The 13,402-nt window shown below is 47.0% G+C and carries 9 protein-coding genes and 1 pseudogene; 2 read left to right on the top strand and 8 right to left on the bottom strand.

Annotated elements, in window-relative coordinates:
- Positions 1 to 163: 163 nt before the first annotated feature.
- The 5 genes from OCT63_RS11180 to OCT63_RS11160 form a co-directional block, all read right to left on the bottom strand.
- On the bottom strand, positions 164 to 1,159 hold the full coding sequence (locus OCT63_RS11180; RefSeq protein WP_269983730.1) for a GlxA family transcriptional regulator: 996 nt from the start codon (positions 1,157 to 1,159) through the stop codon (positions 164 to 166).
- 319 nt (positions 1,160 to 1,478) lie between these two features.
- A complete protein-coding gene (locus OCT63_RS11175; protein ID WP_269983729.1) occupies positions 1,479 to 3,608 on the bottom strand; it encodes a peptidase domain-containing ABC transporter in 2,130 nt (709 codons plus the stop codon).
- Positions 3,605 to 4,870 carry an HlyD family secretion protein gene (locus OCT63_RS11170; RefSeq protein WP_269983728.1) on the bottom strand — a complete coding sequence of 422 codons (1,266 nt, stop codon included), beginning with the start codon at positions 4,868 to 4,870 and terminating at the stop codon, positions 3,605 to 3,607. The genes OCT63_RS11175 and OCT63_RS11170 overlap by 4 nt, the downstream gene beginning before the upstream one ends.
- Complete coding sequence (locus tag OCT63_RS11165; protein WP_269983727.1) at positions 4,870 to 6,246, bottom strand: ATP-binding protein; 1,377 nt, start codon at positions 6,244 to 6,246, stop codon at positions 4,870 to 4,872. The genes OCT63_RS11170 and OCT63_RS11165 overlap by 1 nt, the downstream gene beginning before the upstream one ends.
- A 57-nt stretch (positions 6,247 to 6,303) precedes the next feature.
- On the bottom strand, positions 6,304 to 6,510 hold the full coding sequence (locus OCT63_RS11160) for a hypothetical protein (protein ID WP_161687415.1): 207 nt from the start codon (positions 6,508 to 6,510) through the stop codon (positions 6,304 to 6,306).
- A gap of 1,243 nt (positions 6,511 to 7,753) precedes the next feature.
- On the opposite strand from OCT63_RS11160, the gene OCT63_RS11155 reads away from it, so the two are divergent.
- The gene (locus OCT63_RS11155) at positions 7,754 to 8,566 is read left to right on the top strand and encodes a winged helix-turn-helix domain-containing protein (RefSeq protein WP_269983726.1); all 813 of its coding nucleotides are present in this window, start codon (positions 7,754 to 7,756) and stop codon (positions 8,564 to 8,566) included.
- The gene (locus tag OCT63_RS11150; protein WP_161687419.1) at positions 8,550 to 9,035 is read left to right on the top strand and encodes a hypothetical protein; all 486 of its coding nucleotides are present in this window, start codon (positions 8,550 to 8,552) and stop codon (positions 9,033 to 9,035) included. Before OCT63_RS11155 ends, OCT63_RS11150 begins: the two co-directional genes overlap by 17 nt.
- A gap of 242 nt (positions 9,036 to 9,277) precedes the next feature.
- On the opposite strand, the gene OCT63_RS11145 is transcribed toward OCT63_RS11150, so the two are convergent.
- From OCT63_RS11145 to OCT63_RS11140, 3 genes and pseudogenes are all read right to left on the bottom strand, one after another.
- Entirely contained in the window at positions 9,278 to 11,275 is a 1,998-nt protein-coding gene (locus OCT63_RS11145; RefSeq protein WP_269983725.1) for a hypothetical protein, read from the bottom strand.
- A 472-nt stretch (positions 11,276 to 11,747) separates the two neighbouring features.
- A pseudogene (locus OCT63_RS21545) lies at positions 11,748 to 11,896 on the bottom strand (IS6 family transposase); the annotation flags it as partial.
- Between the two features lie 251 nt (positions 11,897 to 12,147).
- On the bottom strand, positions 12,148 to 13,341 hold the full coding sequence (locus OCT63_RS11140) for an NAD(P)/FAD-dependent oxidoreductase (protein ID WP_269983724.1): 1,194 nt from the start codon (positions 13,339 to 13,341) through the stop codon (positions 12,148 to 12,150).
- Positions 13,342 to 13,402 lie beyond the last annotated feature (61 nt).

The following is a 13,402-nucleotide window of genomic DNA, read 5'->3' as shown; positions in this document are numbered from 1 at the left end:
GTGCATCGGTGTCTGGAATGGAAATCTGATGAGGAAGCCAGTTCCCCCCTTATCGGAGTGGAACTGTGGTCGATACAGATCCACAACCTTTAAAGCTTATCTGCGGGGAGCCGTTTTACACGCTAGCACCTTAGCGGTATCTAAAACTCAGCACGCATGTGGTTCAATTAAACTCTGTGACAGAACCATATGACTGCGTGACTTTGCGGTATTGAGTCGGCGTCATGTCATAGAACCTCTTAAACAGTAACCGAAAATGATTGATATTGCTGTAGCCCACTTGACGACTGATGGTCTCAATGTTCAGTCGAGTAGTGCTCAGCTTATCCTTTGCAGAAAAGAGACGCAGACGCTGAATGTAATTAACCGGAACGTCGCCGGTTGCCGCTTTAAATCGACGTGTCATCTGTTTTTCGCTCAAAAAACTTTTACTCGCGCACCGCGCCACGGTCAGATTGCCTGGGGGTTCATGATGCATCCAGTCTTGCAGCTTGTGGATCAGAGCGTCATTATGCTGCTTATATTGTCCGAAACTGGTCAGACAAATCCGCGAGACACTGGAAATATCACCGCCGATGTAGCGCTCACAGCGCGTGCGATGTTCACTACCGAACAAGTCATCAATCATCAATAAGGTAGCGTCGTAATAATCCCTTACGCTCGACGAGCAGATAAACGGCCCTTCATGAGTAATTTTCAGATGAGGCATCAGCTTGACACGGGGATAGAGTTTGCGAAAGCTCGCCACATGTGCCCAGTGAGTAGTGGCGCATCGATGATTAAGTAAACCAAGCTCTGCCAGTAAGAACGTCCCCGTACACAAGGAGACGACAAATTGACTGCCAACCAGTTGCTGCACCAACCACGTCTTCAGGTTTTCTGGCAGCAGATAGGCCTCGTCACTCAGGTCGCCGCAACAGCCAAGCAAGAAAATGTCCGTTTTTTCAATTTTCTGCCACGGTGTGGGACAGGTAATCGTCAATCCAGAAAAAGTTTGAATGTGCACATCGTTAGGAGAAATATAATGCACTTCGGGGTCGGGTAGCCCTGCCAATTTAGCGGCGATGATTAGCATCTCTACTGGGCCGGTGATCGCAGTAGTCGGGGCATTGTTGAGTAATAAAGCTGTTATACGCAAAGGTTTGCTAAGTTCTACCATCCGTTCGAAATCACTTGTTGAGCAAATCATAACACCACTATGCGCTGTAACTAGTTATAGTAGTTAATCAAAAAAAATGAATTATCAGTCAGTCATATCGTTATAGGTCGTTGCCACTTTTTTTTAACCAATTGATAAATAAGTATTAATTATACCTACACTTCGTTAATAACCATTTATGTTGTTTTTAATAGTGTAATTACTCTATTTTATAAGATGTATTAGCAATTTGGCCGCAAATAAAAAGGGCTTTTACAGACAAAGAGGGACGAAGCTAGAAATCTGTGCTGTGTATCACCGCTCATCCCTATCATGTACGCTAGAACCGAGCGTTAACCCCATTTAGCTCGGCAATATTAATCACCCGATCCGCGGAATCTATGGTGCTGGGACGGTGGGCTACAATTACTCGGGTGATCGCAGCTTGGCCTCGGATCATGGTGTTGATGTGCTGCTCCGACTGGGCATCCAAATGACTGGTTGCTTCATCAAAGATTAGAATGTCTGGCTGTCGGTATAAAGCCCTGGCGAGAAGTACTCGCTGTTTTTGTCCACCGGACAAGGTATTACCCAACTCACCCACTAAGGTTTCATACGCCATCGGTAATTTCTCAATGTGTTGGCGAATATCAGCCATCGCGGCCACTTCGCGTACTCGCTGCGTATCGACATGGAGGTCGAAGAACGAAATATTTTCTTCTAGCGAGCCAGATAGCAGGGTGTCATCTTGCATTACACTCCCAATCATTTGGCGATACTCGCTCAGATTCAGCGAACTGAGTGGCGTATTGTCGATGAAAATTTGGCCTTGAGTGGGCGTTAACATACCGAGTATCAGCTTAATGACGGTGGTTTTACCACATCCTGAGGCGCCAGTCAGGGCGACGGCTTCACCCGCATGGATCTCAAAGCTGAGATCATCGATCACGCGAGTCTCGTGCTCAGAATACTGATAACTGACATGCTCAAAACGAATGCTGGGTGACAAGTGTGCGACGTCGACGTAGGAACGCTGAGGCTCGTGCTCTTCTCGCTCAGTTAGCACCACATCTCCAACGCGCTCTAAGTGTAAACTCAGCATCTTGAGCTGAAACAGAGTATCAATAAACCCTGAGACCCGGCTAGAGAACTGATCTTTAAACGATAATGCCGCTATGAGCATCCCTACAGTCAGCTCCCCTGAGAGCGCCGCAGCGGTGCCGATCCAAACGATCATGAGACCTTCAATACCAAAAACCAGGGTACTCATCGATTCGAACATAATGCCGAGTTTCTGCTGTCGAATATCGGCATTTCGCTCATCGACCAAAAGATTTTGCCAGCGAACTGCGCGATTGTCAGTACGGCCAAATAATCGGATGCTCTGGATGCTGCGGACGGTTTCTAGAAAATACGTTTTTTCCTTGGCACTGGATAAAATGAACTCGAGATTGAGTTCGCGAAATCGCGCAAACAATCCTTGTCGAAGCAAGAAGTAGACACTCATGGCCCCCAAGGCGATGGCGGCAATTTTAGGATCGTAACTCAATAGCATGGCCAGCGCGCCTACCGCCAACATCCCGTCCAACAACGCTTCGACAATTTGTTTCGTAATGGCACTTTCGATAACGTCCAAGGAATCAAACCGTGACGCAATATCGCCAAGGTTACGTTTTTCAAAAAATGGGATAGGTAAGTGCATCATGTGCTGAAAGACGCGCGCGCGCCACTGCAAGTTAAAACTGGCACTGACCGCCATGACGGTCCAAGCGCGCAATGCGCTGGCACCCACTCGGATCAGCAGCAGTAAGCCAAAACCTACAATGACCAGCGACAATAAGCTGCTATCTTGACTGGGGATAACGTGGTCAATCACCACCTGGGGAAGAAAGCTGGCCCCTAAAACACAAACTTCATACACCAACGCTAACGCGACAATTTTCGCCAATGAGCCGATCAGACCGTTAGGGCGGCCGAACACATCACGTAGGGTAGGTTGATGGATGTCATGGTGCGTGATGGTCATACTGTCGAGCGGAGTAAGCTCTAAGATCACTCCCGTGAAATGCTGAGAAAAAGCCGCGCGTGACAGACGGCGGCGGCCAATATAGGGATCGTGAATATAAAAATAATGCCGGCTGACCTTCACTAAGACGACAAAGTGATTAAGATCCCAATGCAGGATGCACGGAGCAGTGATACTCGCCAGATCGTCCACTTCGACACGTAGTGGACGACCACTTAAGTCAAGCTTTTTAGCCATGGTCATCAGATCACTTAGCCTGCTGCCATTGAGCGACACCGACATCTCGCTGCGCAAGCGGGTTAGGTTCAATTTGTGACCCCAGAACTCGGCGATCATACCGACACACGCGAGTCCACATTCAGCAGCTTCGGATTGGTAAAAGAGGGGGATCTTGCGCGAAAAACCGATCTGCAGACGTTCCGCTAAGTCATTCAGTACTGTCACAGTGTTACCTTAATGTATTCTTGGATTTTTTTGAAAGGATCAAGGAGCCATTGATAAATCTTTCGTCGTTCAACTTCTAGGCTCGCTTCAAGGTTCATTCCCGCACGAAGTGGAGTATCGTCCCCATACACATCCACCGATTGCGACATCAGCGTCACTTTGACTAAATAGACAAACGGAGGCAAAGGAGTCTTTGATTGGGAAGGCGGTTGGTATTTGAGATCATCCACCGCGACAGTTGTGGCAGAAATGGTGTCAATCACTCCCTCGTATTGACCAAATTTTTGATAGGGAAAGGCTTCATATTGCAAACGCACAGATTGACCCACAGATAAAAACCCTACCGCCCGGCTCGGAACAAACAACACCGCCTGCAGAGCTTGACCTTCAGGAATGATGCTGAGTAAAACACTGCCTTGCGACACGGGCCCTTGCGACACATTGAGTGCCGAGACGGTGCCGTCAAAAGGCGAGGAGACGACCGTATCTTTGAGCGCATTGTTGGATGCTAATTGTTGCTGAACCTCACCGACACGGCGCTGCAATTGGCCGCGCTCTAAGGCTAATTGACTGCTGAGTTGCTTAATTTCAGCACGTTTTTGCGTTTGTTGATAACGAAAATCTCCCAACTGCAATTGTAATTGCTGCAAATTAGCTTCAATGGCCAGCATGTCACTGCGACGTTGTCGAAGCTCTATTTTACTGATGGCTTGTTTCTGTTGCTCGGTGGCAAAGGAAACCAGTGTATCCTGAGCCAGTTTGAGCTGCTTTTTCTTGAGCGCGATGACCTGTTCGTGACCTTCGGTCTTGACCGCCAATTGTTGGATTTCCCGCTCCAGCGCCTGTTGCTTCTGAGCGGTTAAGGTTTCGTTGACCGCGACCTGCTGCTTGACCAGTTCGACATTTTTGTTAATCAGTGCACCCAAGTGCTGACGCAAATCGCCATCAGTGGGGTTGGTGGATTCCGTGTTGATGACATACAGCGCTTGCCCGCGTGTTACCTGCTGTCCCTCTTCTACCAGCCGCTGGCTGATAATACCGGACTCTGGAGCGAAGACGTCGGCAATGCCCCCTTTTGGCAGCAACAGCCCTTGAACTTTCTCTTTTTGGCTAAACTCCCCCCACAGAGTGAAAGCAACTACGAATAACCCAACTAGGCAGGTCAGAACAATCAAGCGCGTAAAAGTGGGCGGCAGCGCGATCAAAATGTCACCGTAGTAGCCATGCTGCCGCTCTGTCACGTCATTGCGAAATAGGCTCATTAGTACTCCAAAACGGCGCGATATTCATGAAAGTAGACCTCGGCATTACGCCAAAACAACCACCCTTGTGGGCTGATTTCTATCAGTCGACACATGGCGTCTGCCTTAGCTTGTACTACGGCTTCACGTGACAGCTGTTGCGTCGGGATGGGCCTAAAGTCCAGCGTCATGCGCCCCCGATCTACCAGTCCGGCGACGTACAAATTAGCCGCCGTTTTTTCTACCAACAAGGCGCCGGTATGGGTGAGGAAGGCGCGGTGATGCCACATCTCACACGCCGTGAATGAGCGTGCCATCTGTAGGCCCGACGCCTCATCCGAAACAAACAACGGATTGCCATCAGCAAACATAATGATGTGCGCACCTGCCCGAGCTCGCTTGAGCAGTTTGAAAAAAGAGTGCTTACCCGCGGGAGGCAAGATCTCCAACGTGCGTTCATCGCCTTGGTCAGCAAATGCTTGTTGGCACAGGGTGATCATAGTTTCATCCCAAGGGTTGCCGTAGACCACCACATCCCGATCAGAGGGCAGGTTTTGCAGGACGCTGTACACCGCGCTAATCGGATCAAACAAGTGGAGTAACTCAATGATACACTGACCGTCAAACGGTGATTGAGGGGTAGACAGCGGAACCGAGACGATGCGGCGTGTCCATTCAACCGAGCGAGGACGGCGCAATTTTCTCAGCAGATAGCCGGTGTAGCCCATGTTGATCGCCAGTTCTGCCAGGTTGTCTCTGGCCAACTGGCGTGCTTGTTCGTTGGAACACGCAAGCAAGCGCTGAATATTGTGTCGCGGCGCGACAAAAATGTCAGGTTGAACGCAGCGATCCCACCATCGAGTCAGCAAACGAAGGAGCGCGCGGGTCGGGCGTTTACCAACAGACGACATCATCAAGGCCAATGGTACTAATCGTTTGACCAGTGTGCGCTCTTGAGCTTTTTCTCGCTTGAATACTTGCGCCAGTGATGAGGGAAATGAGGGTGTTTCACCCAGTGATAAGACGTAGTTGACGTAACCGGGCTTTTTACACAGATCGATAAACTCCATGCTGCAATAATGCCGCTCGCCTAAGTACGGATCCCACACCAGCAATCCCTGAAGGGAGACGTTGAGAACGACAACGCAGTGGTGCAAGTTCCAGTGGACCAGACATGGCGGCGACAATAACTCCAGATCCGACTCCTCATGAATAGCGGTAGTGGAAAATGGTACGCCTTTCTCCGTCAAATATACCGCCAAGCGTTCGTGCAGATACATCGAGGTAAACGAGGACAGGCGCTCAGCGTGATTTTGGGAGAGAGAGAGCCCTAGTTTGGTTATGCACTGAATCAATGGGTGTTGCGCGTCGGGCAGATCGTTAGTGGGTAAGTTCATAACAGTGGTCCAATTCGGGTAAGAAGGAGGCGGGGCTTGATACCCCGCCTGCGCCGATTAGATGCGGCGGCTGTTGCTACAACATACGTTGCCATTTTTTGGTTTTGGTGATGGACGGGTTAGGCCTTCAACACCAAGACCTGCGGACTCGAGTAGTCGAGATAAACCGTCTGCAACCGCACCGGCTCCGTCAATCCCGCCAGCCACGCTACCGCCGCTCACTTGTTTTGTTTCTTCTTGAGTCAATAATTGTGTGTTTTTCATAATCGAATTTCCTTAATTTATTTTTGATTAACAAGTTGAGTTTTAATAGATTGCCAAACTGACAGTTCTATAAAACTCAAATTCAAATTATTGAATCTTTTTTTTGAAAACAATGAAATATATAATGAATGTCCTTTTCCCGATGCAAATACAATCCAAATCGTAATAATATAGTGGATACCTAAATATTTAATTAATCACTAATAAATGAGTTGCTAATTAAAGACAACCTAATTAATTAAAAGGTAATTATATTATTGGCCGATTGAGTGGCGAGAATATAATCTGGTTCAACGAACGAGACAGCATGAATAGGCATAATTTAATAAGTACCAACACTTCAATAAATAAAATAATAAAAGTGATCCTAAATACCGGAAATGAACGTCGTTTTATTGTAGGTTCACGTTTATTTCATAACGCTTTTTTTCGCTCAACAAATACGCTTATTCATTGCATGAAGGCATAGAAAACAGGAAATTACTTAAGTGGCAAAGACTTGAGTTGACGGCTTTGCGGGAGCAAGATTAGAAAATGTCCCTTTTAGGGTGTGGATCCGGGCTAAATGGCACTTCACGGCGCGAAGTTTTCATATAACGTAACCCCCCAACTTACTATCAGCGATAAACCGCTTTAAACTCCGTGAATAAACAGCTTTAAGATGGGGAAGCAGTGCTAGTGGCTAGATATCTTGCTTTCATTATTGTTCGGTGCACAATAAAAATGCTCTATTGTTCACAGAACGAGCTTGACATTGTTTACTTTAGAAGCAGTAGTGATGTCTCCTTTGTATGGCGAGTGTTTGGAGACGGATTGTTATCCTCGGTTGTTCACGAGTTGGTGTCAGGCGGCTATGAAGTTTTAGTTATTGGCCTCAACTCAAGAAGATCAACAACAATAATAATGATATCTGTTGCAAGCAGAAACATATAGCCTCAACGCAAGTGACTATCCCAATCTAGAGCGAAGCTTACCGTTGGTAATGAATCATACCTTTGTCTTACGTTGGCAAAATAAGCATGATCAGCCAATGTCAGAATCCAGTAATTTCTCATAATTGTAATGATATGACACATCTGGACGTAATAAGTACTGTCAGACCTCCTCGGTGATGTGGTGTGGGGAGAACAGCCTCTGACTTCTAACTAAGCGATACCATGACGTCTTACTATAAGCTGGAGTAGCGAATAACAACTTTAGTACCTAGAAGAGGTACCACTATGCATTAGAGGAGGTAGGGTGAGTGAAAGAAGATATCAATGACACATCATTGTGGCAGTTTGCGCCACTAGATAAATATCAACTGATCCATGTGCAAACCAAACAAGTGAAAAAGCTCAAGGGTCCGGAATGTAGAGTGCTAGAAGTCCTGCTGGCTCACCAAGGACAAGTTGTCGCTAAGCACGATCTGTTGACAATGGCTTGGCCAGGTCGCGTTGTCTCCGATGCGAGCCTGACCCAAAGCATTGCTCAGTTACGCTTGGCCCTTGGCGATAATGGCAAAAATCAACACGTGATTAAAACTGTGCCCTATCAGGGCTACTTGCTGTTCGATAACCTGATTGAATGTGCAGAACCGGCGTCCAACGACTCAAAACCCGGCGAGTCGACAGACTTGGTATTGGTACAGGAAGAAGTAGCGCCCGGCCGGCCTGTTGAGCACCGAGCACGGTGGCTCCTGTGGTGTAAAATAATGGTATCGGTACTGCTAATGTTGATCGCGGCAGTACAAACTGTGGAGGCTGTTCATCGTTACACCTTCGCCTGGGATGTCCAGTTGGATACTTGGAAAACAGTCAACCACGCCAACACGACCTTTTTTTATCAGGATAATCACGCCAGTCGCAAGCTTTATCAATATTTAAGTAACAACAGCGCAATCGCCACCGATCACCAGATCAGTCGCTTGCTAGTATCGACGGGCGTGCGTCATTACTACGTTGCCTGTCTGTACACGGATGTCCATACGAGCATGCTCAGCGCCAAAAATCTCACCTTTGCGTTACACGAGCGATTTCAATTTATTGGAGGCACTATCGATGATGTCTGCCGATAACTGGCTCAAACTGTCGTTGTTACTGGCGTTGATCACCTCATTGATAAACGTCACTCTGAAAATTTGCAATCTCCCGGAATTCATGGATGGAGAAAGCAGTCAATTGTACTACAGCAACAGTACCAACTATCGACCTAATGGAGACGTGTTCTACATAGAAGACTTTCATACACTCAATGCTCAGTTGCTCTTTCGCGATAAATCTCACACCAGTCGTATGATCCTGGGTGAGGACAAAGCCATTTATTTCAGTTACCTTGCCGAGTTTTACAGTCACAATCTGGTCCAGTTTTCTCAGTTCTCATTGAACAGTGGTTTACCAGGAGTACAAAAAGTGGTCGATGTGGAAGCTCACGCGTTGGGTCGATTAACCAATGAAATTTTGCAGGTCGTCCATCAACAAGGTCCGGTGCTGTGCTATATGAAGTTATTGGAAGGCAGCGTCAAATGCGCAGTGAGGAGAAAATAAAGGATTTGTCGCAAGTTTGAGCACCCTTAACGCCCAAGCTCAGTGGAAGTGTGACTATCGGTCAGTTGATAAGTAGGCGATGTCATTGATATTTACTATGCGAGCTCCGCCATTAGTAAGCAAAGCCACTCACCAGTGCGTACCATCGCTAGAAAAAAGAAACACCTCCACCCTAACGTTACATAGGTGAGCCCACATCTTGCGAACTCACCTTTGCTCCATTAAGAAACATCAAATAGGAATTAATTTCCAGGTCCGAACCCTGCAATACAGTCAATAAAGTCTTTAATACTTATCTCATTGCCCGTTAGGTAATCCGTCACGATAGTACATTGATTGCCTACCGAATTGGTTACCGAGGTGTCGCTGCCCCCAAGCGCGGAGCCGCCAAAGTAATCAAAGTTACTCACTGAATTTTCAACATTTGGTAGCTTGCCATTAAAGCCAAAGCTCTTGCGCAACCTGTTGGCCGAATCTTTGGTGTACACAAAAACCTTACCCGTGTCCGTCATACCCGGTTTGTCATAACCCGGCGCAGAAAAGACCATCTGAATCGTCGGATCTTGATCATCTAATGCGGTTACTGCCGCTAGGTTGGTCCCGAACACATCGCCCGCATGCACACTTGGCGCTTTCACATATTTAAAGAAGTTATACGCCACCTTGGTGTTATCGTAATTGTTGTCGTTGTAGATGTAAGCCGCCCCCGAATCCAGAGCCTGGTTGTTGATCAAACCAGGATTTTGACATGGGGCTTTGTTATTTGCACCATCCACATGCGTACCACAGTTATCTTCTCCAGGTGCACCTATCATCAGGCCGCCCACACTGTCGATGAACAAGTTGGCGCCGAACTGATCGTTCGCGTCAGGGTTTGGCGCTTTGATGTAGGCCACTTCCTTCAAATTGGCCTTGTTGTCATCGTACGCAAACACATAAACCGCGCCTGACTTGCCAATCCGGTTGTCCAATTTAACGTTACTGTTAAGCGGCGAGTTACCACAAACACTTTCACCATTGATCTTATTGTTAGGGTTTTGAAGCGCCCCATCAATCCCAGCTGAGCAGCCAGACTCCCCTGGCGCACCAATCACGATTTTGTCGTCTTGGTGATCAAACGACAGTGCGCTGCCAAACAAATCCCCTGCGTCGGTGTTTGAGGCTTTAATGTACTCTTTCAGCACCCACTGCCCACTCTCTCGCGCATAATGATACACAGCCCCAGAATCCCTCGCCGAGTTATCCCACAGGTTTGGGTTAGGATTTGTCCCACACACGGAACCATAACCAAGGCGTTGATTTGCGTTCGCTCCCAGGCCACCCACACCTGTCCCGCAGTTATCTTCACCAGGGGTACCCACAAGCAGTTGATCCCCATCCGAGTCCAATGCCAAAGCAGAACCAAACATATCGCTAGGATCGGTGTTTGGCGCTTTTAGGTATGCATCCAACACCCAAGTGTTGTTGCTTTTTTTATAGATGTACACTGCCCCAGAATCTCGGGCACTGTTGTCATCCATACCCGGTTGCACGTACTGGCCGCAGACCGAGTGACCACCTAAACGTTGATTCGGGTTGACTCCCGCGCCTCCAACACCGATGCCGCAATTGTCTTCTCCTGTTGCGGCAATAGCGATGGTATTGCCATCACCACTGATGTGGACCACACCGCCAAAGTTATCCCAAAGGCTGGGGTTAGGCGCTTTTATGTAAGTGGTAAAATCAAGCAACTTATGACCTGCACTTGTTTCAAACTGACTGTTGTTTGCAAACTGCCCCTGCCCTTCAAATATATAGGCCGCGCCAATGGAGACGGAATCTAATGGCTGACCAGAATCCGCATTACTCTCCATTCCATACGAAAAACAAGTAACTCGACTGTTGGTGCCAATGAGGTTGGCGTGTTTGGTTGCCCCAACATTGGCCCCACAGCCCGATTCACCTGGCGCACCCACCACCAAAACTTGATTGTTTCCGGACAGAATGGCCGCTTCGCCGAACTTATCTGAACTTTCTGCATTAGGGGCTTTAATGAGCGAAGTACCGAGTTGCCCTTGTAGTGTTTTCCATTTGAGGTAAACCGCGCCAGAATTGGGCGCAGAATCCCCCCCTGGCTGCGAAGCTAAGCTATCTTCATGTGGCGCACCAACCACTATAGGGGCAAAACTCGCCTCCGCTGCAAACGTGGCCGACATATAGCTAGCAAGTGATAGGGAGATTATGGTTCGTAAAACATTCATAATGTGACTCCAGACATCTTTCCATGTTAATTATAGTTATTCACTTTTAGAGTATGAATAACGATTTGCGCACCCTTAATAACCCAACCAAGTTATTATTTAGACTTATTAATAACAGTATGTGTTAAATACCAGAACTCCATCAGGTTTGTTATTTACGCAATCGATATGCTACTGATTGAGTTTTCATTTCTCAATATGAAACGAGCGAGATGTCGGATATCTGATGGATATTGTGCGGAATAATAATGGATTAGAGAGATGCCCACTTACTAATTACAAAAGTAATATTTAACTCTTCTTAGATAAAATAGTTCTGTCGCCAAGTTTAATTGAACCATATGTGTACTGAACTTCAGATACAACTAGGCTGCTAGGATCCCAAACTGATAAGCCTTCAGAGTTGTCGATCTGTCCATTTTTAATTATCGGTCACAATTCTACTCCGATAAGGTGGGTATTCCATCACCTAACGGTTCAATGTTGAGTGGTCAACATTGATGTTACGCTCTGCTAACGCCTCCTCCATTTCACGGCAGCTTAGCTTGTAGGAAATATAGTAAGAAAGGACTACAGTATGATCTCGGAAGGAAAATGACAGCTTGTGAATTTAATGGTCATAATGTTCAAGCTGATGAATGTTAAGGGTACTCCCTTATTTGCGACAAACCCAAATGAATCAATATAAGAAAGGGAAAAACTCAAGTATCAATAATGTCTGACGAGTTTGGTATACCTTAAAATTTACTTATTTTGTGAAGATTCAAGCTTAACAAGACTAGTTTGCTTAATAGTAAAAATGAGTAAGGCCGACAAACAGAAGCTCATCAGCCTTATATGAAAGCCTTCAATATATTAACGATAAATTAATATTATGCATTTTGCCCTGCTACCCAGCCAGAACTCCAACACCATTGGAAGTTGTAGCCACCCAGCCAGCCAGTTACATCCATCACTTCGCCGATAAAGTAGAGGCCAGAGACACTCTTACACTCCATGGTTTTTGAAGATAGGTGATGAGTATCCACCCCACCGAGAGTGACTTCGGCCGTTCGGTAGCCTTCAGTCCCATTGGGTGCGATTTTCCAGTTTTCTAGATGTTCTACAACACCATTCAATTGCTTTTCATTAAACTGTTTAAGTGGCTTGTCTTCCAGCTCTTTACGATCAATCAGTACTTCAATAAAACGCTTTGGCAATACTTTCGCCAAGGTGTTTTTCAGGCTCTGGTTTGGGTGTTTCTCGCGAGAGTTTTCAAGTAGCTCCGCAACATCCACTTCGGGTACTAGGTTGATAGAGACCGATTGGCCCGCTTTCCAGAATGAAGAGATTTGCAGTACTGACGGACCAGATAAGCCGCGGTGTGTAAACAGCAGCGCTTCTTTGAATACAGTGCCGTCTTGAGCGGTGATCTCAGCAGGGATGGCGATACCAGAAAGCTCAGCGAAGGCTTCTTTGTCTTCTTTATGCAAAGTAAATGGCACCAAACCTGCGGTAGTCGGCAACACAGACAAACCAAACTGCTCGGCAATCTTATAGCCAAATGGCGTTGCGCCGAGCTTAGGCATCGACAAACCACCTGTCGCGACAACCAAGGAGTCACACTCAACTTCGTCGGTGTTGAGGTGCATCTTGAAACCTGTATCTGTTTTTTCGATGGAGTGAACATCACAACGGTAGCGTTGTTCGACTTTCGCTTGCTTACACTCATCAAGCAGCATGCTCACGATGTCTTTTGCGGTGTGGTCATTCACACAGAACAATTGGCCGTGATCACGCTCTTCGAACTCAATGCCGTACTTGCTCACCATCGAGATAAAATCCCAGTTGGTGTATTGAGACAGCGCTGACTTCACGAAGTGAGGGTTGTTACACAGGAAGTTGTTTGCTGAAACATCATAATTAGTGAAGTTACAACGGCCGCCACCTGAGATTAAAATTTTTCTGCCTGGTTTCTTTGCATGATCAACCACCAGCACTCGTCGGCCGCGTTTGCCCGATTCCGCAGCACACATTAAGCCCGCGGCGCCCGCACCCATTACGATTACATCAAATTTTTCACTCATTGTGGTTCTGCTTTTCTTCACTTTTGCAGCCCGAGTACGCCCTGTTCTCGAAATGCGGTCA

The organism is Vibrio sp. RW, assembly GCF_027587105.1.
GTDB lineage: Bacteria > Pseudomonadota > Gammaproteobacteria > Enterobacterales > Vibrionaceae > Vibrio > Vibrio toranzoniae.
The sequence above is the reverse complement of the archived record's forward strand: the minus strand, read 5'-3'. Positions and strand labels throughout refer to the sequence as shown.